Annotated in this window: 23 protein-coding genes; 12 read left to right on the forward strand and 11 right to left on the reverse strand. The window is 40.3% G+C overall.

The genetic code is table 11. From position 1 onward, the window contains the following. Positions 1 to 70 precede the first annotated feature (70 nt). A complete protein-coding gene (locus tag N780_RS19780; RefSeq protein ID WP_156969119.1) occupies positions 71 to 244 on the forward strand; it encodes a hypothetical protein in 174 nt (57 codons plus the stop codon). Positions 245 to 333: 89 nt separating this feature from the next. On the opposite strand, the gene N780_RS08895 is transcribed toward N780_RS19780, so the two are convergent. Then, positions 334 to 1,323: an NAD(P)/FAD-dependent oxidoreductase gene (locus tag N780_RS08895; protein ID WP_232299509.1), complete on the reverse strand. Its 990-nt coding sequence runs from the start codon at positions 1,321 to 1,323 to the stop codon at positions 334 to 336. 319 nt (positions 1,324 to 1,642) lie between these two features. Here N780_RS08895 and N780_RS08900 point away from each other — a divergent pair, with 319 nt between their 5' ends. The 3 genes from N780_RS08900 to spsC all read left to right on the forward strand — a co-directional run bounded on the left by N780_RS08900 (position 1,643) and on the right by spsC (position 4,473). Next, positions 1,643 to 2,866 (forward strand): NAD(P)/FAD-dependent oxidoreductase, encoded by a 1,224-nt coding sequence (locus N780_RS08900; protein WP_036782619.1) that lies wholly within the window; start codon positions 1,643 to 1,645, stop codon positions 2,864 to 2,866. Between the two features lie 169 nt (positions 2,867 to 3,035). After that, positions 3,036 to 3,353: a YuiB family protein gene (locus N780_RS08905; RefSeq protein ID WP_036782622.1), complete on the forward strand. Its 318-nt coding sequence runs from the start codon at positions 3,036 to 3,038 to the stop codon at positions 3,351 to 3,353. A gap of 433 nt (positions 3,354 to 3,786) precedes the next feature. Beyond that, positions 3,787 to 4,473, forward strand: coding sequence for a stationary phase survival protein SpsC (gene spsC, locus N780_RS08910; RefSeq protein WP_036782627.1), 687 nt, complete (start codon positions 3,787 to 3,789; stop codon positions 4,471 to 4,473). Positions 4,474 to 4,689: 216 nt separating this feature from the next. On the opposite strand, the gene N780_RS08915 is transcribed toward spsC, so the two are convergent. Next, the gene (locus N780_RS08915) at positions 4,690 to 5,166 is read right to left on the reverse strand and encodes a divergent PAP2 family protein (protein ID WP_036782630.1); all 477 of its coding nucleotides are present in this window, start codon (positions 5,164 to 5,166) and stop codon (positions 4,690 to 4,692) included. A 324-nt stretch (positions 5,167 to 5,490) separates the two neighbouring features. Between N780_RS08915 and N780_RS08920 the strand changes: the two genes are divergently transcribed. Continuing rightward, a complete protein-coding gene (locus N780_RS08920) occupies positions 5,491 to 6,981 on the forward strand; it encodes a leucyl aminopeptidase (RefSeq protein ID WP_036782634.1) in 1,491 nt (496 codons plus the stop codon). Positions 6,982 to 7,139: 158 nt separating this feature from the next. Here the strand turns inward: N780_RS08920 and N780_RS08925 are convergent, their stop codons facing one another. Together N780_RS08925 and deoD are read right to left on the reverse strand one after the other, a co-directional pair. Then, complete coding sequence (locus N780_RS08925) at positions 7,140 to 7,514, reverse strand: YuzC family spore coat inner layer protein (RefSeq protein ID WP_052114964.1); 375 nt, start codon at positions 7,512 to 7,514, stop codon at positions 7,140 to 7,142. 711 nt (positions 7,515 to 8,225) lie between these two features. Continuing rightward, positions 8,226 to 8,933: a purine-nucleoside phosphorylase gene (gene deoD, locus N780_RS08930; RefSeq protein ID WP_036782636.1), complete on the reverse strand. Its 708-nt coding sequence runs from the start codon at positions 8,931 to 8,933 to the stop codon at positions 8,226 to 8,228. 260 nt (positions 8,934 to 9,193) lie between these two features. Between deoD and N780_RS08935 the strand changes: the two genes are divergently transcribed. Beyond that, positions 9,194 to 9,682: a cation:proton antiporter regulatory subunit gene (locus N780_RS08935; protein ID WP_036782639.1), complete on the forward strand. Its 489-nt coding sequence runs from the start codon at positions 9,194 to 9,196 to the stop codon at positions 9,680 to 9,682. After that, positions 9,679 to 10,863, forward strand: coding sequence for a cation:proton antiporter (locus tag N780_RS08940; protein ID WP_052114965.1), 1,185 nt, complete (start codon positions 9,679 to 9,681; stop codon positions 10,861 to 10,863). Before N780_RS08935 ends, N780_RS08940 begins: the two co-directional genes overlap by 4 nt. 44 nt (positions 10,864 to 10,907) lie before the next feature. On the opposite strand, the gene kapB is transcribed toward N780_RS08940, so the two are convergent. Further along, positions 10,908 to 11,288, reverse strand: a complete 381-nt coding sequence (gene kapB, locus N780_RS08945; protein WP_036782642.1) for a kinase-associated lipoprotein KapB — start codon at positions 11,286 to 11,288, stop codon at positions 10,908 to 10,910. 161 nt (positions 11,289 to 11,449) lie between these two features. On the opposite strand from kapB, the gene N780_RS08950 reads away from it, so the two are divergent. Next, positions 11,450 to 11,665: a hypothetical protein gene (locus tag N780_RS08950; protein ID WP_036782645.1), complete on the forward strand. Its 216-nt coding sequence runs from the start codon at positions 11,450 to 11,452 to the stop codon at positions 11,663 to 11,665. A 113-nt stretch (positions 11,666 to 11,778) separates the two neighbouring features. Here N780_RS08950 and N780_RS08955 read toward each other — a convergent pair whose 3' ends face one another. Continuing rightward, positions 11,779 to 12,261, reverse strand: coding sequence for a PCYCGC motif-containing (lipo)protein (locus N780_RS08955; RefSeq protein ID WP_036782648.1), 483 nt, complete (start codon positions 12,259 to 12,261; stop codon positions 11,779 to 11,781). A 174-nt stretch (positions 12,262 to 12,435) separates the two neighbouring features. Between N780_RS08955 and N780_RS08960 the strand changes: the two genes are divergently transcribed. Further along, a complete protein-coding gene (locus tag N780_RS08960) occupies positions 12,436 to 13,020 on the forward strand; it encodes a superoxide dismutase family protein (protein WP_036782651.1) in 585 nt (194 codons plus the stop codon). 52 nt (positions 13,021 to 13,072) lie between these two features. On the opposite strand, the gene map is transcribed toward N780_RS08960, so the two are convergent. From map to N780_RS08980, 4 genes are all read right to left on the reverse strand, one after another. Further along, complete coding sequence (gene map / locus N780_RS08965) at positions 13,073 to 13,825, reverse strand: type I methionyl aminopeptidase (RefSeq protein ID WP_036782654.1); 753 nt, start codon at positions 13,823 to 13,825, stop codon at positions 13,073 to 13,075. An 84-nt stretch (positions 13,826 to 13,909) separates the two neighbouring features. Continuing rightward, on the reverse strand, positions 13,910 to 15,091 hold the full coding sequence (locus N780_RS08970; RefSeq protein ID WP_036782656.1) for a MalY/PatB family protein: 1,182 nt from the start codon (positions 15,089 to 15,091) through the stop codon (positions 13,910 to 13,912). 110 nt (positions 15,092 to 15,201) lie between these two features. Then, on the reverse strand, positions 15,202 to 16,062 hold the full coding sequence (locus N780_RS08975) for an alpha/beta fold hydrolase (RefSeq protein WP_052114966.1): 861 nt from the start codon (positions 16,060 to 16,062) through the stop codon (positions 15,202 to 15,204). A gap of 251 nt (positions 16,063 to 16,313) precedes the next feature. After that, on the reverse strand, positions 16,314 to 16,670 hold the full coding sequence (locus tag N780_RS08980; RefSeq protein WP_036782659.1) for a helix-turn-helix domain-containing protein: 357 nt from the start codon (positions 16,668 to 16,670) through the stop codon (positions 16,314 to 16,316). Between the two features lie 304 nt (positions 16,671 to 16,974). On the opposite strand from N780_RS08980, the gene yugI reads away from it, so the two are divergent. Beyond that, positions 16,975 to 17,379, forward strand: a complete 405-nt coding sequence (gene yugI / locus N780_RS08985; protein ID WP_036782662.1) for a S1 domain-containing post-transcriptional regulator GSP13 — start codon at positions 16,975 to 16,977, stop codon at positions 17,377 to 17,379. An 88-nt stretch (positions 17,380 to 17,467) separates the two neighbouring features. Here yugI and N780_RS08990 read toward each other — a convergent pair whose 3' ends face one another. Next, positions 17,468 to 17,704 carry a DUF378 domain-containing protein gene (locus tag N780_RS08990; RefSeq protein WP_036782665.1) on the reverse strand — a complete coding sequence of 79 codons (237 nt, stop codon included), beginning with the start codon at positions 17,702 to 17,704 and terminating at the stop codon, positions 17,468 to 17,470. Between the two features lie 213 nt (positions 17,705 to 17,917). Between N780_RS08990 and N780_RS08995 the strand changes: the two genes are divergently transcribed. Beyond that, on the forward strand, positions 17,918 to 19,084 hold the full coding sequence (locus tag N780_RS08995; protein WP_036782669.1) for an iron-containing alcohol dehydrogenase: 1,167 nt from the start codon (positions 17,918 to 17,920) through the stop codon (positions 19,082 to 19,084). 164 nt (positions 19,085 to 19,248) lie between these two features. After that, positions 19,249 to 20,601, forward strand: coding sequence for a glucose-6-phosphate isomerase (locus N780_RS09000; RefSeq protein WP_036782671.1), 1,353 nt, complete (start codon positions 19,249 to 19,251; stop codon positions 20,599 to 20,601). Positions 20,602 to 20,886 lie beyond the last annotated feature (285 nt).

Genomic DNA, 20,886 nt, shown 5'->3' on the forward strand with positions numbered 1-20,886 from the left:
TGTTTTGTATGTTTAAGTGTTGGAGAATGGGTTAAAGAATTTATAAGGAAACCATATGGGAGGCTCATTCTTGAAGTATTGTAAAAGCTTTTTGATGGTGCTTGGTATTTTAGGGCTTATACTTAATGCATGTGGACAAACAGAAGATTACTCAGGTGTAGAGCTATTAACTGCTGAGAAGGTAAATCAAGGCTTCGCTTTTGAGGATAGTGAAATCAAGAACGATATATTCTTCTCAGGCTAAGTTTACGTTAAGCGTATTGAGAAGAGAAATATTTATGGAGACAGAGATATAAAAAGATAGCCTCATGGAAGGAGGCTATCTTAAAAGGTTTAGGAACCGAAAAGGCTTGTAGAGTGCATTGGTTGTACCTTCGCCTTTGGATCCATGTATGCTTTAGCATTATTTACAGCGGTTGGACCTTCACCAAATCCTGAAGCGATCAGTTTGACTTTACCAGGATATGTACAAATATCACCAGCTGCGTAAATGCCTTTAATGTTTGTTTCCATACGAGAATTTACAACAATATTGTTTTTCTCGATGTCTAAGCTCCAGTCTTTAATAGGACCAAGTGAAGAAATAAACCCGTAGTTAACAAGTAAGGAATCGATATCAAGGGTCTTAACCCCTTCGCCTTTTGCTTCTTTAAGGACAACTTGATCAATCGAGCCAGATCCAATTAATTCTTCTGGATTATATGGAGTCATTATGTTCACACTAGAATTATGAAGTTGTTCTACACTGTGCTCGTGAGCACGGAATTTATCTCTGCGGTGTACAAGTGTAACCTGCTCGGCGATCGGCTCAAGCATAAGCGCCCAATCGACAGCTGAATCTCCACCACCACAGACCATAACTTTTTGTCCTGCGAATCGTTCCATATTATCTACATGGTAGAACAAGTTTGATTCTTCGAATTGCTCGCAACTATCGATTTTTAAACGACGTGGTGAGAAGGCACCATTTCCAGCTGTTATAATGATGGTTTTTGTGTAGTGTATGCCTTTATTTGTGGTGAGTTTAAAGGTTTCATCCTCCAGCTTCTCAACTTCCTGTACGGCTTCATTAAGTGCGATAGCAGGGTCAAACTGGTTAGCTTGTTCAAGTAAATTGTCCACTAGTTCCTGGGCACGTACTTTTGGAAAGCCTGCTACATCGTAGATATATTTTTCAGGGTAAAGAGCGGAAAGTTGTCCGCCAAGTTGAGGAAGACTTTCGATAATTTTTACACTAGCTTGTCTCATTCCACCGTAGAAAGCGGTGAACAGACCGACTGGGCCACCACCAATGATGGTAATGTCATACACTTTTTCTGACACAATAAATTCCCCCATTCTAAGAGTTTCATTCCGGATTCTATTTTATCATACTTATGATTGCCTTCTCCTTATCATATCAAAAATCCTTTCGCGGGGAAAAATATTTGAAATGTCTGAATGTCGATGATTTGTGATTTTAGGGTTGAAAATTGTAGAAAAAAAGACTATGATGATTTTTAGAAAATATTTTACGAAATTATGACAATTCTATTATCATAGGTGTCTTTTTTTATGCCGTAATTCGTGAAGGAAGTCACAATTAGGGTTAGAAAGATGTACAGCGTATTTTGAAAAATTTATGTAAATGGAAGTGATATGTATGAACAGACCAAACATTGTTGTACTTGGTGCTGGGTATGGCGGAATGATCACGACTGCTAAACTGCAAAAGATGTTGGGCTCTAATGAGGCGAACATTACGTTAGTGAACAAACATAATTACCATTACCAAACAACTTGGCTTCACGAAAATGCTGCAGGTACGCTTCACCACGATCGTACACGCATTAAAATCAGCGACGTGATTAATTTTAACCGTGTTAATTTCGTTCAAGATACAGTAGTAAGTCTTGATCCATCAAGTAAAAAGGTTCAACTTGAGAATGGCGAATTAACTTACGACTATCTTGTAATTGGACTTGGCTTCGAAGCTGCGACATTCGGGATCGAAGGTTTGAAAGAACACGCATTTACAATTAATAACATTAACTCAGCTCGTTTAATTCGTGAGCACATCGAGTATAATTTTGCTCGATACAACAATGAAAAAGAAGAGCGCCAAGATTTGCTTAACATTGTTGTTGGTGGTGCTGGTTTCACAGGTATTGAATTTGTCGGAGAAATTGCTAACAAAGTACCTGAACTATGTAAAGAATACGATATTCCTCGTGAAAAAGTTCGTATTATTAACGTGGAGGCTGCTCCAACAGTTCTTCCTGGATTCGACGAAGAACTTGTCGAGTACGCAATGAACCTTCTTGAAGGAAAAGGTGTTGAATTCAAGGTAGGAACAATGATTAAGCAAGTAGAAGAACATAAAATTCTTGTTGAGAAAGACGAGCAGCAAGAAGAAATCCCAACGAATACGGTCGTTTGGGCAGCTGGCGTTCGCGGTAACTCTCTAGTTGAAGAAGCTGGATTCGAAACAAACCGTGGCCGTGTTCCTGTTCGTGACGATCTTCGTCCAAACGGACATGATGATGTCTTCATCGTAGGGGACTGTGCTTTAATTATGAACCCTGAAAATGATCGTCCTTATCCTCCAACAGCTCAGATTGCCATTCAGGAAGCTGAAACAACAGCTCGTAACGTGAAAAAGATTGTGCACGGAGAAGACAATCTTGAAACGTTTAAACCAGACCTAAAAGGTACAGTTGCTTCTCTTGGTGAAGGACAAGCAATCGGTGTGGTATTTGGCGACAAGAAACTATTCGGTTGGACAGCTTCTGTTATGAAGAAGATTATCGATAACCGTTACCTTCTTAAATTAGGTGGAGTTGGATTACTTCTTAAAAAAGGTAAATTTAACATCTTCACGAAATAAATGAATGTAAAAAGCAAGGAAGAGTTTTCTTCCTTGCTTTTTTATGATCTTCTTTCTGCTGATATAGCTTGTTTTTCTGCATAGAACATAATAAAATATGGTAAGAAACCGTTTTACTACGTGGTCAATAGGGTAAATGAGTAGATTGATCAGACAGGAGGAAGCATCGGTGTTTATTTTTCAGGCTATTGTATCTGTTTTGTTATTCTTTGTGTTGTTTTTTGGAATTTCGTTTCTGGTAAATATGTTGTTAAGAAAAACATGGCTGATCGCCTTTTTATATCCAATTATTATTGTGTTTATTGTTGATAATATCTCAACATTTAATTATTTCACAGCCTTTAATGAATCGCTTTCAACTGCTATGAGCCATCTTGTTAATCTGCAAGTGATCGACATGGTCATCCTATCATCTGGCTTAGCAGGTGCTATTTGCTCAGGGGTTGTAATACGGATGCTACGCGTAAGAGGATATCAAATGTTCTAAGCAAACAGGTTAATACCTGTTTGTTTTTTTATGGAGTAATTTTGAAGATTTACAACTGAGGCATTTAGGTAAGGGTGCGTCCTTTACCTTATGTGGTGGAAGGGCAAGCTTGGGGACAACTCGCTTTCCTGCGGGGAGCTGGCAAGCCTCCTCGTTCGCTATCGCTCTCTGTGGGGTCTTGCCTAGGCTCCTTATCCCGCGGGAGTCTCGCAGTCCCCAAGCTTGCCCTGGTGTTAATTAGGTGAACGGACCGCTTATTGTAGGTGCTCTCTCACCACACCCCATATATGGCTAGTTTTCGTCCTTGCACCTTACCTTCAACTAAAGCTAACGGAAACACTCTCCAATTATCAAGAAACCGGAAAGCTCGTTTGTTGTGAATAATCACTGAATTGTTTGGAAAAGATGACATCTAGAGAGGTGTTTACAAACAATGAAAAAAACAATGAAACGAATACTGATGGTAGTCTTATTTTTTGGTGCTTTAAGTACAACTTTTATGACCATTACGAATGTGTCAGCAAAAGAAATATCCAACTGGATTCAAGATCAAACGAACTCGTTATTCCATTATCAATCTGATTATGAGCAAGGACACTTTCGTGATATTAGTTTGGCTAAAAAGCAAGTAAATTCCTTCGCTGCAAAAACGAGATATATTTCTAGTCAGCAGGTTGATGGACCGACTAGTTTAGAAGAGGCGATTGATTTATCTCAATATCCAAAGGAAACGGTTTTAGCTACTGGATACACAGCTGGAGTAGAGTCGACCGGTAAAGATGCATCCCATCCTATGTATGGGATTACTTATTCAGGTGTAAAAGTAAAACGTGACTTGTATTCAACAATTGCGGCTGATTTAACTGTATACCCGCTAGGGACTATTCTTTATATACCTGGGTATGGATTTGGGGTCGTAGCTGATAAAGGTTCTGCCATTAAAGGAAACAAGATTGATCTCTACTATGAAACAGTAAAAGATGTCTACGAAGAGTGGGGCAAAAAGCATGTCGACGTGTACGTAATTAAACGTGGTGAGGGGCAAGTGAGTGAGGAAACGTTAGCGATGCTAAACGATAATGAAGCCTTACAAGTTTTTAGACAAGATTATAAAGGGTAAAAGGGTTAACAGATCAAACCAAACAAAGGGCATAGAGTCATTACTCTATGCCCTTTTCTGTCATTATCATATTGAAATGTCGATTGCTAAGTGATGCAAAAGAAGGCAGCCCTATTAAGTTTGCCTCTTAAAAAAACTCTATCGTCCTGTGGAGAATCAGGGCGATAGAGTACATAAGAAATAGTAAGTTTAAGTGAGCGATCTTAAGTCACCTTTTTAGAAAAGCAAAGTATGTAGGACGATTGTCAGTAAAATCCCCGTAAGTCCTCCAAAAAAGACTTCTATTGGCTGATGGCCTAACAATTCTTTCAGTTCTTCGCGTTTTTGGTATTCTGCTTTTGAATTCCAAAGGCGAGCTTCTTCAACAAAATGAGAAAAGTCTTTTAAAAGCTGGTTTAACATGATCGCTTGTTCACCAGCTTGACGTCTAACCCCTGTAGAGTCAAACATCACAATGATAGCGAAGACGCAGGACAATGCAAATATATTAGAGCCAAGGCCTTCTTGTAAACCGATCCCTGTTGCTAGGGCTGTTACAGCAGCTGAGTGACTACTTGGCATTCCTCCAGTTGCAAAGGCGAGACCTGGATTGAATTCTCTCATTGCGATGAATTGTATTGGAATTTTAACGAGTTGGGCGAAGACAATTGCAAATAGCGATGCCCATAGAGGAAAGTTGCTGAAGATCTCCATGTGTGTAGTCCTTCCTTTCTGCATATGAAACATTGGTGTATTAGTCCTATTAGTACTTTATATTTTAACATGAATCTATAGTAGGCAGTTGAATACAGGTGAAGTGGGTTGTAAATTTTGTGTAAAAGGTTGTTAAGAAGGTGGAAAAGAGAAAAAATTATCTTATCTTCTAAATTGAATGTTTCAATATTATAACATATTCATTGTCTTAAGTCTTGTACGAAAGGATGCATGTTATACCGTACACAAGACAAGGTAATGGTATAAACGAGAATTTACTCAATAGTCGATATTTTTTGTATAATGGAACTGGAGGTGGAATGAATGTTTACAATACAACCAACAACAGCATTATTTAGAGAAACGGACGCACTTATACTTGGACTTTACCACGAGAACAAACAGCACCAACCCGTGTATGGACAGTTAAATGAAGCTCTTGGGGGAGCATTAGACCAGTACATAAAAGACGGGGATTTATCCAATGATTATAATGAAATATCTAAAGTGTATACGTTAAACCAAACAACAGCTAAACGCATTTACGTTGTAGGGCTTGGAAAGAAGAAAGAATTAACGTCCCAGAAACTTAAGAAAACGTTTGGTCGGCTCTTCAAACAATTACAAGCCGACGGCCAGTCCAATTCTACATTTGTATTAAACAGTTTTCAGACAGACCAAGTTTCAGAGGAAACTGCAGCTGAGGTACTATCTGAAGCTATGGTTATGGCTCCTTATCAATTCGAGAATTATAAAACAAACAATAAGAAACCTGTTACGAAAATGGAGAATGTGACGCTTTTATCAGATCAACAAGAAACAGGATTAAAAGAGAGTCTTGGAAAAGGGTATGCCCTTGGCCATGGTGTTAACACAGCACGTCATCTTGTTCAGTTGCCTGGAAACTTATTGACCGCAACAGATCTTGCTGAGTACGCTGTATCGTTGGCTGAAGATTATGGATTTGAAAAAGAAATACTAGAAAAAGAGGATATGGAGCGTCTTGGTATGGGGGCACTCTTAGCTGTGAACCAAGGCTCAACTGAACCTCCGAAAATGATTGTCTTGAAGTATCAAGGTAAAGACAAATGGGAAGATGTAGTAGGTCTTGTAGGAAAAGGAATTACGTTTGACACAGGTGGATACTCCATTAAGCCTAAAGACGGGATCGTAGGTATGAAAGGGGATATGGGTGGAGCTGCAGCGGTATTAGGTGCGATGGAAATTGTCGGTCGATTAAAGCCTAAACAAAATGTTGTCGCCGTAATCCCTTCTACAGACAATATGATTAGTGGAAATGCCTTTAAGCCTGATGATGTTATTACTTCATTAAGTGGCAAAACGATCGAAGTCTTAAACACCGATGCAGAAGGACGTTTAGCTTTAGCTGATGGTATTACGTACGCAAAGCACCATAAAGCGAATCGAATTATTGACGTAGCAACCCTTACAGGCGGAGTTGTAGTAGCGCTCGGAGACTCAATGACAGGAGCTATGACCAATAACGACGATTTATATGAAAAGGTTGATCGTGCTTCTAAACAAGTGGATGAACTTATTTGGCAGCTTCCTTATAACGAAATGTATAAGCAGCGCGTTCGTTCAAGTGAGCTTGCCGATTTAAATAATTCACCTGGTCGAAAAGGTCATGCTATTATGGCTGGGTCTTTCCTTGCTGAATTCGCAGAATCCACGCCATGGGTACACCTTGATATAGCGGGTACGTCACAGGCTGAGACAGCTTACGATCTTGGTCCAAAAGGGCCGACAGGTGTTATGGCTCGTACATTGGCTACCTATATCATGAACTTGTAAGAAGTTCGAAGCAATTGAGTATTCTGTTCTAAGCTAAGATCTCGTTTATTGTAGCGTTATGTCTAAAACATGAGAAAATTAGAAGTGCCAGTTCTCCATTATAGGAGGGTGGCACTTTTTTTCTTAGGTGGAGGGATTATAAAAATAGAAACTCGCTTCTACCAATGAAAAGCGAGCTCCATTTTGCAGCAGTCTTGACTTTGAGATTGAGCAGTTAGTGTGAGGTGAATGCCGTCTGGGTTATAGCGTATTTCTATCGGATGTTGAATGCCAGTTCCTTGGATTAATTGTTTTACTTTCTCCTTATTAGACTGTTGCGCAGCTTTCATCACCTTCTGAGAAAAGCTTGGAGAGGTGGCGAATTTTTCGATGATAATATGGGCGTCAGACATGAGTGACTGAAAAGCCTTAGCCGAGTCAGTTAATGTTGATGGATCTATTTCTGGGTAAGTGGGGCGAAATTGTGGCATAGGGTATGGACCATACGCAGGGGGAGCGTAGGCTATCCAAAAGGGATATGAATAACGATACATAAAAAACCCTCCTTCTTCACACAAACACTATATGAAGAAGAAGGAGGTTCTGTGTGCTTTCTCTATATAAATTGTTCGTAGAGTGGTTCTCCTTTAACGGTAAAAGCCCCGATATATGGAAGACTCTAAACTGAGCTCATTGCCGCTAATCGTGGGTTAAGGATAACGTTTTTTATTGGGTTGAGAGAAAGAAGGGCCGGGGAAAACACTCGCTTTCCTGTGGACGAACTCCCAAGCTTCCTCGTTCGCTTCGCTCTCTGCGGGATCTTGGAAGCCCGTTTTTCCACGGGAGTCTCGCATTTTCCCCGGCCCTTCTTTGCGTTAATTGGGTTAACAAACGTGATCATATCAGTAGAAGGAGGTGGATCTCCGGTTGTTTAAAGCTGTTGGGCCGTTCATCTAATTAGCTAAGGGCGTGCTGTGGGACGACGAGACTCCCGCGGGGTGAGGAGCCTAGGTAAGACCCCGGACAGAGCGTTAGCGAAGGAGGAGGCTTACCAGCTCCCCGCAGGAAAGCGAGTTGTCCCACAGCACGCCCTAGGCCTCATAAGGTAACGGCCACACTCTTACCCTAGTGTCTCAGCTTCGAGTCTTCAACAATTCTGCACTATTCTTGAACAAGCTTGTTATAAGGAATAACAACATTAAAATGTAACAGAGCCAATAAAATAAAAAACCTGAATCCATTTAGGATTCAGGTTCTGTAAGGTATTACTGGATAGCAGCTTCTAGAGCCACTTCAATCATTTCATTGAAAGTAGTTTGACGCTCTTCTGAAGTCGTTTCTTCGCCTGTAATAATATGATCACTCACTGTTAGAACAGACAGAGCTTGGCGATCATATTTCGCTGCAAGGGTATATAGGGCTGTCGTTTCCATTTCCACGGCTAAAACGTTGTAATTAGCTAGTTGATCGAATAATTGCATGGCGTTATCACGGTAGAAACTGTCACTTGTGAAGACGTTACCAACACGAAGCTCAAGGCCTTGTTTCTCGCCGGCATCGTAGGCAGCTTTCAGCAAACCAAAGTCAGCGGTAGGTGCATAATCAATGCCGCCAAACGTCATACGGTTCATTTGAGAATCTGTAGAAGAAGTAGATGCTAAAATAACGTCGCGTACTTTTACATCCTTTTGAAGGGCACCGCACGAACCGACGCGAATTAATTTCTGAACATCATATTCTTGGATTAGCTCATTCACATAAATAGAAATGGATGGAACACCCATGCCTGTACCTTGTACAGAGATACGCTCTCCTTTATAGGTACCTGTGTAACCATACATGCCACGTACCTCATTGTAGCAAGTAACGTCTTCTAAAAAGTTCTCTGCGATATACTTCGCGCGAAGTGGATCCCCAGGTAATAAAATTTTATCTGCTATATCTCCTTTGTTTGCACCAATATGTACACTCATCGGATCATGCCTCCTTAGTTTCTCGAATCTTACGTTTCAAAGGTACCACAAGAGTGGTTACAAAACAAATGGCAACGATTTCAATAAGAAGTTGTATAGTGGCTAGGTTTTCCAATCATCTCTTGGTACAATAAAGGATAAATGGAAAAACTAATAGTGAGCCCTCTTTATCACGAAAGAGAAAGGGTTCTAATACACTATGCTTATACTTCTCATCCGCCATAGAAATGATGCGAAGGAAGGAAAGGGGCTTTACGGCAATGAATATATCTATTTCTAAACTACCGGGTATTGGTCAAAAAATATCACTTACAACAGCAGAGGATAGTCAACTTGTGTTAATTGTGCACCATACTGGAAAACGAGAGCTCTACTTTTTTGAAGAAGCGGATAGTGATGAAGCCGATTTTGGAATGGATTTAACAGCTGATGAAACAAGGGAACTTGGTGCACAACTTCTAGGTGCAACGTATCAGCCTGTTGATGCAGATAAACTGAAAATGTTTAATAATCAAATTGTGATGGATTGGATTGAAATTAAAGCTGCTTCCTCGTTAACTCAAAAAACAATTGAAGAATCAGAAATCCGTAACAAGACGGGGGCAACTATTATTGGATTAGTAAAAGGAGACGATATCATCGCTATACCTGAAGCGTACACGACGTTGCAGGCTGGAGATGTGTTGATGGCCATTGGAAAGAAAGATCAAATTTCTTCACTTACAGCTCTGTGTAAAGGGGAGGGATGATTCCCGTGCATGTTGAAGTGCCCACTTTGCTTGGAGCCGGGCTCGTTCTTTTGCTCATTTTTTGGCTTGGCTTTTTAAGTATCAAGATCAAATTTCCAAATGTGATTTTATACATTTTGTTAGGTATTGTCCTTGCAGACGCCATTCATGGTAATGAAATATTACATTTTGCGAGTGAGATTGGGATTGTGTTGCTGTTCTTTCTTCTGGGGCTCGAATTCAACATCAAACGGTTAGGTGGGATCGCTAAGAAGATCTGGCCGGCAGGTTTGTTAGACGTTGCTTTTAGTCTAGGCATCTCTTTACTAATCTGTTTAGGATTCGGACTGGATCTTCTGACATCCTTTCTAATTGGGGGCGTTACATATGCGACAAGCTCCTCCATTACGGCTAAATTACTCGATGATACAAGCCGAATGGCCAACTCGGAAACAGAGTTTATACTTGCACTTCTCATTTTTGAAGATTTAGTAGCGCCGGTTATTGTTGCTGTTCTAATGGGTGTTACAAGTGGTGGGGAATTCCAAACTGTGGACCTACTCATACTTGTTGGGAAGATCATTGGTTTGACAGTAGGGGCTATTATTTTAGGAAAGACGCTCTTCAAACGATTTGAAGAGCTGCTTGAGAAGATTGATGATGAGGACTTTAAAATTGCGCTATTAATCGGAATTTCCCTATCTTATGGAGGACTTGCTCTATACCTAGGTCTTTCAGAGGTATTAGGAGCCTTTCTAGCAGGTATGATGCTTGCTGAAATCGGTAAGATTGAGCGTGTTGAACAGACGGTACTTCCTGTAAAAGATTTGATGCTCCCGTTATTCTTTGTATATTTTGGAACGACAATTGAATTTGGCGATGGAGTTCCGAAAGTAGGTCTGCTCATTACGTTAATTGGATGGTCACTAGTGGCCAAAATTCTTGTGGGTATGATTGGAGGAAGGCTCTATGGTCTCTCAAAAAGGGTATCTTTTCGGGCTGGTTTGTCGATTTGTTCAAGGGGAGAGTTCTCTGTAGTAATTGCTGCTTTAGCAACGGGTGTAATTAAAGTATTTAGTGGGATTTACATTGTCATTGCCGCTTTCATCGGTATGTTGCTATTTGAGAGAGCTCCGCAAATTACAAATTTAATTTACGGAAAACCAAAGAAAAAGAAAAAGAATTTAAAAGTACCAGGATAATAGAAAACGGCTCTTCATAAAGAGCCGTTTTTTATAGAGGGTACTTATGAGAAATACTGGTGCTCCAACTCATCCACTCGTTGTAAAGCAAGCTTCGAAAAATCATTATCTTTCTTATTGAGTTTTTCCTTTAAGCGATCTAGCGCTTGTTTTAGTGAATCCTTGTATGCTGGTACCTCACCTTCATATAGGTGAACGGCTGATTTAGATACATTCGCTTTTTCATATTGGCTTAAGGCTTTTCGCTGGTGGAAAAAGACATTTTCCGTTTCTCCAGGATTGTGTAAGTCACCTTGTTGAGGGTGCTTTAACACAGCTAGTACTTTTACCAAGTACATCGATCCCCGGTCTTCAACGACCTCCCCAGCGTATACACCTGTTTTATAATGAGCTTTAACAACTGTTCCGGCTTCAAATTCGGCCATCTTCCTTCCCTCCTAGTTCAAAAAATTCACTTTCTTTTATCGTATCAAATCAAACTAAGAAAAGGAATTGTCACAGATTATCTATTGCCATTGGATTAGGAAATCGTTATCATCGTAGGTAATGAATGGACTTATGACATGATAAAGGACGTGCATGCATCATGATGGAATTTCTGTATTTCCCTGAGGATAAAACAGAATATATCCCAGCTGTCATCTCGCTTTTAATCTTTGCTGTTGGTGCAGTATTGGTTATGAGATGGATCATAAATGTAAATAAAAAGCAAGAGCAGAGAGCTAAGGACGAATTTGGTGAATCTGTAGAGTACTCACCTGCCAAGGATCATCAAGGCAGAGAGCATGAGGACAGCAAATAACAAGCGATTTTGTGTAAAGGTGAAAAGATAGTTAGCATCAAAATGAGCAGGCCCCAAAGGGGGCCTGCTCATTTTTTATTCCCTTACCCCGCGGGAGTCTCGTCGTCCCACAGCTAGGAAACGGGAGGGGTTGGGGTTGGCTTCGCATAGCCTTCTTTATAGGTCTCATCAATCATGGTGCGAATATCTTTAACAGACTCTCCCTTACTATACTCGATCATCGCTTTAGCTGCGATTTCAAGGCATACGTTACATTTCGTCCCATGATCGTCCCATACGATAGATTGGTCATCTTGGTCATGAATGAAGCAATCGTAGTTATTCATATGTCCTACGCTATCTCCGCATCCACAATAACAAGGCATTTGTTCCAGTAAGTCTTGATGTTGAGCTGCCCCTTGATAAATGGTCTTGATGTCTTCGTGTTTTTCATCTAGGAAAGAAGGTAAAGCTTCTTTACTAGCTGTGGTTTCCTGAATGTCTCCCATAACAACGTCGTGATTGCCGCCATCATGTTTGCTTTCCTCATTTCCGCATCCTGTTAAGCCTATACTCAATAACAAAAGTCCAATTAAGACCATAGCCATTTTCCGCATCCAATTTGCTCCTTTTTTAATCCTTCATGTTCTTCTAGTTTAACGCTTTCATATAGGGAGTTCAATTCACTTCACAGAATAGACATGATAACAGTAAGACTAGGGTGGAGAGGGTTAAAACGATTAGAACTGGTCAACACTGTATAGTAAGTATGCTTGAAAGGAAGAGGTAACATGAGAGTAAGGAAACTGAGCGTCATTTTCGCGCTTACTTTATTTGTAGCAGGATGCTCTAGTCAGAATCGATCATCCATTGAAATAGAAATGTACAATCCAGCTGGAGATGCTTTAGGGACAGCTAAGTTATCAGAAGAAAATGATTCGGTAGCTATTAAGTTATCGTTAACGGGACTATCTCCGGGACTTCATGGCATACATGTTCATGAGTACCCTGTATGTGAAGGTCCTGACTTTAAATCAGCGGGTAATCATTTGAATCCTGACAATAAAGAACATGGGGCAATGAATCCAAAGGGAACTCATTTGGGAGATATGCCCAATGTGGAGGCGGATTCATCCGGAAAAGTAAATGCAGAACTTGCAGTCCAAGGGGCAACGCTAATGGATGGGAAAATGTCTTTACTTAAAGATGAAGGGACCTCATTAGTCATCCATGAAGGTGTGGATGACGGATTAACTCAGCCTGCTGGTGATGCAGGGGATAGGATTGCATGTGGTGTGATTCAACTAGAAGAAGCAGCTGAGAAGAATCCTCCATCTGATCCTTCAGAAGATGGGGGAGAGGAGGAGAAAGAGTAAAGATCGATCATAAGAAAAAGGCTGCCTCAACTTAATGAGACAGCCTTTTTAGTTAGACATCTTGTTCTGTTAGTACAAGGGGGCCTTCTTTTGTGATGGCGATTGTATGCTCAAATTGAGCGGATAATCCTTTATCTGTAGTTCGAGCTGTCCATCCATTCTCATCCATCTGAGAGTGCCAAGTACCTGTGTTTACCATTGGTTCAACAGTAATCACCATGCCTTCTTTGAGGCGTTGACCTTTTCCTGCTTCTCCGTAGTGAAGAATGTTTGGTTCTTCGTGAATGGAATTCCCAATACCGTGTCCAGTAAAGTCGCGTACAACTGAATAGCCTTCATCTTCTACGTAAGATTGGATGGCGTGACCAATATCGCCTAAGCGTTTACCGACCTGACACTGCTCAATTGATTTATAAAGGGCTGTTTTCGTAACATCTACAAGACGTTGTGTTTCTTCTGAAACATCTCCGACTGTATATGTCCAAGCAGAGTCAGCAAGTGCGCCGTTCAAGTTCACGACCATATCAATTGTTACAATATCACCATTTTTTAGAGCTTCTTTACGAGGGAAGCCGTGACAAATCTCGTCATTAATGGATGCACATGTGGCAAACTCATAGCCCTGGTAGCCTTTTTGTTCTGGTGTAGCGCCGTGTTTAGCTAAATAGTTATCAACGAAGTTCTCAATCTCCATCGTTGTCACACCAGGTTTGATCATTTTAGCGATTTCTCTGTGTGCAGATGCCAGCAGTTTTCCAGCTTCGTGCATCAACTCAATTTCTCGCTTACTTTTACGATTAATCATGTTTCTCACCTTACCTTCTAGAACTAAAAAGGGTCTTGCTATTATCTTATGAGACCTACCCTTAACGATACCATGGATTGCAATTTAATTCGAATCGGTATCGTTTTGGTTTTTCACTGCTTGAACAATTCGGTCGATTCCTTCATTCAAGGTTTGGGGAGGTGTAGCGATGTTTATACGCATAAACCCTTCACCTTCTTTTCCAAACGAAGCTCCATCATTGAGGCCGACTTTAGCTTTTGTTCTCATAAACTCTTTTAACTCATTATGGGAAAGGCCAAGATCTCGACAATCCATCCAAACAAGATAAGTTCCCTCAGGCTCAATAATTTGAATCTGATTTGTTTCTTCATGAACTCGTTTCATCAGCAATTCTTTATTTGCATCTAACACTTCAATTAGTTCATTCAGCCATTCTTCTCCATGCTCGTAGGAAGCTTCGATCGCTGTTACTCCCATGGTGTTTAGCATGTTAAGTCCTTGAAGGCCAAACTGAGCATCAATCTTCTTCTTCATATCTTGATCAGGCGTTACGATATAGGAAGCTTGAAGTCCAGCAATATTAAAGGTTTTCGTTGGCGAGAAGTACGTTGTCGTTCTATGAGCTACCTCATCTGATAAAGAAGCAATTGGTATATGTTTATGCCCAGCATATACCAGATCAGCGTGAATTTCATCAGATAAAATGAGGACATCGTGTTTGACACAAAGATCAGCCATTCGTTGTAATTCATCTTTTGTCCATACTCGTCCAACTGGATTATGAGGATTGCACAGAATAAAAGCCTTCACGTTTTGAATCTTCTCTTCAAAATCCTCGAAGTCAATCTCATATCGTCCGTTCTGTAGTTGAAGTGAACTCGTAACTATATTTCGATCATGTTTTTTTATTACATCATAGAATGGGGGATAAACAGGTGTCTGAATTAAGATTGAATCTCCTGGTTCCGTTAGTGCCTCTACACTTGTATGTAGAGAAGGAACAACACCTGGGCTATAAGAAAGCCAATCCGTGTTAATTTCCCAATGATGTTTTTTAGATAGCCAATTTTTTATAATAGAATGGATTGCATCATCCGTCACTGTATAACCAAATATTCCGTGGCTAGCACGGTCCACAAGTGCATCAACTACAGGTTTGGGTGTTTGAAAGTCCATGTCAGCGACCCACATTGGCAGGATTTCTTTATCTTTAAAAAGTTGCTCTGTAAGATCCCATTTAACAGAGCGCGTGTTACGTCTATCCACAACTTCATTGAATGACATATCGTTTCCCTCCTAAAATAAGTCCATTTCTATTAGTATGATACAAAAAACTTCCGTAAAAACGAAACAATCCGTATGAGAAAAAAGAGAGAAAAAGAAGAAGCGACCCTTTAGGAGGTCGCTTGCTTTGTTGGTAAACAGAATTGTTTAATCTTTTCATTCAACACAGATGGAACTTCTTCTGGAAGTAAATGACCGCTTTGTTCAAATATTTCTAATTCCGCTGAAGGCAAATCTTTTACCAATCTATGCCCTAGTGACACCGGTAATACTTTATCTTCTTTCCCCCAAAAGACCAAACAACTTGCTTCGATCTCTCTTAAATGCTGAGATGCCAAGTCCCCTTCACGATCTCGGATCATTTTGGAAAGGCACCTGAAGATCTCTTCCTGAAAGAAAGGCTTCATATAGCCTTGAATCATCTCCTTGTTGATCATGTGTGGATCGTGTACACAATCAAGGAGTGAGTGATATACCCCTTTCTTATACAGATGCCGTTTTAATATAAAAGGGAATACTGGTAATCGACTGGCGTGCTGTAACCAGAAGCCTAACTTCTTCATATAAGTAGAAGGGGCCATCAGGATAAGCTTATCGATTCGTTCAGGGAAGAGATGGCTGCATGTGAGAGCGACTTGTCCTCCCATTGAATGTCCGGCAATAGATGCTTTCTGAATATGGTGTTGGTCCATCAACTCAATGATGATGTGTGCAAAGTTTGAGTAGGAAAATTTGTAAGACCAATTTTTGTCACTATTCCCGAATGGTGGATAGTCGAAGGAAAAGACATCAAAGTGTTCAAGTAATTCTGGAATCATAAATCGGTAGCAAAACTTAGAAGATAGAAAACCGTGTACAAAGACAAGGGCAGGTTTTTTGCCAGAGGAAGGGGAAGTGTAACGCTGGTAGGCGACATTGACTCCGTTATGCTTTAGCCATTCATCTTCTACGTGGATGTACGAACCGTTCACTGTCCATTAACCTCCATAACTAGTTTGTATAAGGAAATGAGTAGTAGTAGGCTTTTCCTTTTAAATGCATGTATTAAACGTTTGAATCGGTTAAAAACTTACATGACGTTAGGGTGTGCGAAATGGAAGGTTTCATTCAAAAGGCAAAAAAAAAGCAAAGCGCCGAGTACGCTTTGCCTCACAGGGGGAATACGAGAAAGTCTTACGTTACTCAATATTACCGCTTTTAACTAATGTTAAACCTGATTTTTTTATTTTTTATATTTAATTTCTTTTAGCATCTCCATAACTTTTAACACATCGTCTTCTGTAAATTCTTTTACATGGCGAAGAAACAGTTTCGTTCGTTTCACGCCGACTTCCATAATTAAATTGTTTAATTCATCATCGATTTCTGATTCGTTTGCCGTGTTTGTACTCTCTAACAATTCAGATGCAGGCATATCAAGAACAGTGGATATTCTCAGGATCGTTTGTAATTCAGGGGTGTGTTCGTCATTTTCAATTCTTTCCATTGTTTGTTGTCCGGTTCGAACGCGAAAGGCAAAGTCTTCTAAAGACAAGCCTAATTGTTCCCGTTGGGTACGAATTTGTTTACCTAAACTCATCAGAACGCCTCCTAATCCCTTTCCAAAATGTAGTATGATACATTTATCTTATCATACATAAACTCGGAAAATAATGTTTATATGTAACAACATTTTGAAACATGATACTTAATATTTTTTGAATTCAGGAAAACTGTGTGGGGATGAATTGCATGTGTTGATTCCCTTGTATAGGGGGAGCTCGTACAAGGGGATTTAATAGGATTTAAGTGCGACTTCCTTTTGCGAAAATTAAGGTCTTGTGATATAATCATTTATTGCGTGAAAATAAAACGAATATAAACAGATCGGGAGTTGTATAGCAATGGCAAAGTTCGAAACAGGTCAAGTATTGGAAGGTAAAGTAACAGGCATTCAACCATATGGTGCATTCGTTGCTTTAGACGAAGAAGTACAAGGTTTAGTACACATTTCTGAGGTTACTCATGGTTTCGTTAAAGACATTAACGAGCACCTAAACGTTGGTGACAAAGTAAATGTTAAAATCCTAAACATCGATGAAGAAAAAGGTAAATATTCTTTATCAATCCGTGCGACTCAAGAAGCTCCAAAGCAAGAGAAGCAACCTCAGCGTAAGCCTCAACAGCAAAAGCAACAAGCTGCTGTTCAACAAGAAGAAGGTACACCAGCTGGCTTCAACACGCTTAAAGATAAGCTTGACGAGTGGATCAACCAGTCTAAAGAGCGCGAAAATACTTTCCGTAAGTAATAACGAAAAGAGGCTGTCCTTTATAGGGCAGCCTCTTTTTTATGTTGTCACACAGCGTCACTATTCTGTGTGACTTTAAACAAAGTAATTATTCAGTCTCTGGTTCAGTGCGATCAGCCATTTCTTCACTTGGTTTGAATAGCATGCTCAGGCTAATAAGACCACTAATTCCTACAAGTGTATAGATCACACGTGCAAATGCGCCGCTCTGTTCGCCGCCTCCAAATAGGGCTGCCACTAAATCGAACTGAAACAATCCAATAAGTCCCCAGTTTACAGCTCCAATGATTACTAACAACAAAGCAATACGTTGTAGAGTACTCATGATCTATTCCTCCTTCATAATTTGAATATGATTCTGTAGTAGCTTTTGTAGTTTTTGATGAAGTATACAAAAATATTATGTATAGAAAGAACTCAAGGTTTGACGAAGGATAGGGGATGAACTGTAGCATTGCCTAAGCTAATTTTTTGATCTTTGATATTATGTTGGACATAATAGACACTGGACTTAATTCTGAAAGGGGAATTTACCAACATGGAACAGTTTGTATTTCACAATCCGACAAAATTAATCTTTGGTAAAGATCAGTTAGAGAAATTATCAGAGGAAATCCCTTCCGATGCAAAGAATGTGCTACTTGTTTATGGTGGCGGAAGCATCAAAAAGAATGGTTTATATGATCAGGTTGTTAATAAATTAAATGATATGAATGTAACTATTACAGAATTGGCTGGCGTTGAACCCAACCCTCGTTTAGCTACGGTTAAAAAAGGTGTGGAGCTTGCTAAGGAAAATAATATTGACTTCTTACTTGCAGTTGGAGGCGGTAGTGTAATTGACGCTACAAAAACGATTGCAACAGGAGCAAAATACGACGGTGATCCATGGGATCTTGTTACGCGTAAAGCGACACCTGAAGATGCGATTGAATTTGGTACCGTCCTTACATTAGCAGCAACAGGTTCTGAGATGAACGCTGGTTCTGTTATTACGAACTGGGAAACAAACGAAAAGTATGGCTGGGGTGCACCACCTTTCACTAACCCTAAGTTCTCTATTTTAGATCCAACTAACACCTTAACCGTTCCACGCGATCAAACGATTTACGGTATGGTAGATATGATGAGTCACATTTTCGAACAGTACTTCCACCAGCCAACAAACGCTCCTGTACAAGATCGTATGGCTGAGGGAGTGTTAAAAACGGTTATTGAAACAGCGCCGAAGATGCTAGAGGACCTTGAGTCTTATGAGCACCGTGAAACAATCCTTTATGCTGGGACAATCGCTCTAAACGGAATGCTACAAATGGGTTACCGTGGCGATTGGGCAACTCACAATATTGAGCATGCGGTTTCTGCGGTTTATGATATTCCGCACGCAGGAGGACTTGCGATTCTTTTCCCTAACTGGATGAAGCATAACGTGGATCATAATGTAGATCGCTTTAAGCAACTAGCTGTGCGCGTATTTGAAGTAGACCCAGAAGGCAAAGACGATCGTACCGTGGCGTTAGAAGGTATAGATAAATTACGTGAGTTCTGGACATCTCTAGGTGCTCCTGAACGTCTTGCCGACTACGACATTGGTAATGATCAGCTAGATCTTATTGTAGATCGTGCAATGAAGCGTGGTCCATTCGGCAACTTTAAACAACTTCATGACGAAGATGTAAAAACGATTTTAGAAATGTCTCTATAAGCATGAATCAAGAAGCAGGCTGTTCTCAGCCTGCTTTCTATTTCTTTTGAACGATTTTTAACGGAAATTACAGTCTGTATTCGCTTACATGTTTAAGATCGCTTGATTTGCTGTAAGCGTTTCGATAAAGTGAAGTTTAGAAAGATAAGTTGGAGGGATACATAATGACTCACATTCGTTTTGATTATGAAAAAGCATTACCATTCTTTGGTGAACATGAATTAACGAATATAAAAGAAACTGTAAAGCTAGCGCACCATTCTTTACACAATAAAACAGGTGCTGGGAACGATTTCTTAGGTTGGTTAGACCTTCCTGAACAATATGACAAAGAAGAGTTCTCTCGTATTCAAAAGGCGGCAGAAAAGATTAAATCAGACTCTGATGTTTTACTTGTTGTCGGTATTGGAGGATCCTATCTAGGTGCTCGTGCGGCGTTGGAAATGTTAAACCATTCGTTTTATAATGAACTGTCTAAAGATCAGCGTGAAACACCACAAGTCTTTTTCGTAGGGAATAGCATCAGTGCTCCATACGTTAACGACCTATTTGACGCAATCAAGGACAAGGACGTTTCTATAAACGTTATTTCAAAGAGTGGTACAACAACTGAACCTGCTATTGCTTTCCGAATTTTCCGTGAGTTCTTGGAGAACAAGTACGGTAAAGAAGAAGCGCGTAAGCGTATTTATGCGACAACAGATAAGCAAAAAGGTGCACTTAAAACGTTAGCATCGGAAGAGGGTTATGAAAGTTTCGTTATCCCAGATGATGTTGGTGGCCGTTTCTCTGTACTTACTGCTGTTGGACTTCTTCCTATTGCTGCAAGTGGCATTAACATTCAAGAAATGATGGAAGGCGCTCAGCTTGCTCAACAACAGTTAAGTGAAGAGGATCTTGAGAAGAACCCGGCTTATCAATATGCAGCAGTACGTAATGCTCTATATAGTAAAGGTAAAACCATTGAGATGCTTGTAAACTATGAGCCAGCTCTTCAATACTTTGCTGAGTGGTGGAAGCAGTTATTCGGAGAAAGTGAAGGAAAAGATCAAAAAGGAATTTTCCCATCTTCCGCTAACTTCTCGACTGATCTTCACTCAATGGGTCAATATGTTCAGGATGGTCGTCGTGATTTGTTTGAAACCGTTCTTCATGTTGAAGAACCTAAGAGTGATGTGACGATTAAAGAAGACGAGCAGAACCTGGATGGATTGAACTACCTTGCAGGAGAGACAATTGATTTTGTGAACGAGAAAGCTTATGAGGGAACTATGCTTGCTCATACAGACGGAGAGGTTCCAAATCTAATTGTTCATGTTCCAAAATTAGATGCATATACATTCGGTTATATGGTTTACTTCTTCGAAAAAGCATGTGCTATTAGTGGCTACCTTCTAGGGGTCAATCCATTTGACCAGCCTGGTGTAGAAGCGTATAAGAAGAATATGTTCGCTTTACTTGGTAAGCCAGGATTTGAAGCTCAAAAAGCAGAACTAGAACAACGTTTGAACAAATAAGATTAAATGATGAAGTTGTGAACGAGCACCGATTGAGGTGCTCGTTTTTTTTTTTGGTGGAAATAGTGCAGGGGGTGGGTGGTGCTTATTGGCTCAAGTCTTGGAAAGAAGGGCGCGTAGCTGGGAATTGACTCAAGTTGGGGGGGGGGAGCGGCTCGTCTAGAGGATGAAGTGGCTCAAGTTAGTAGGAACTGGCTCAAGCAGGTGGTGAAATGACTCAACATTCGGCAAAATTGACTCAAGTCGTTCGAATTCCAGCTCAGGTTATCAGGGAGTGACTCAAGT

The organism is Pontibacillus chungwhensis BH030062, from assembly GCF_000770675.1.
GTDB classification, from domain to species: domain Bacteria; phylum Bacillota; class Bacilli; order Bacillales; family BH030062; genus Pontibacillus; species Pontibacillus chungwhensis.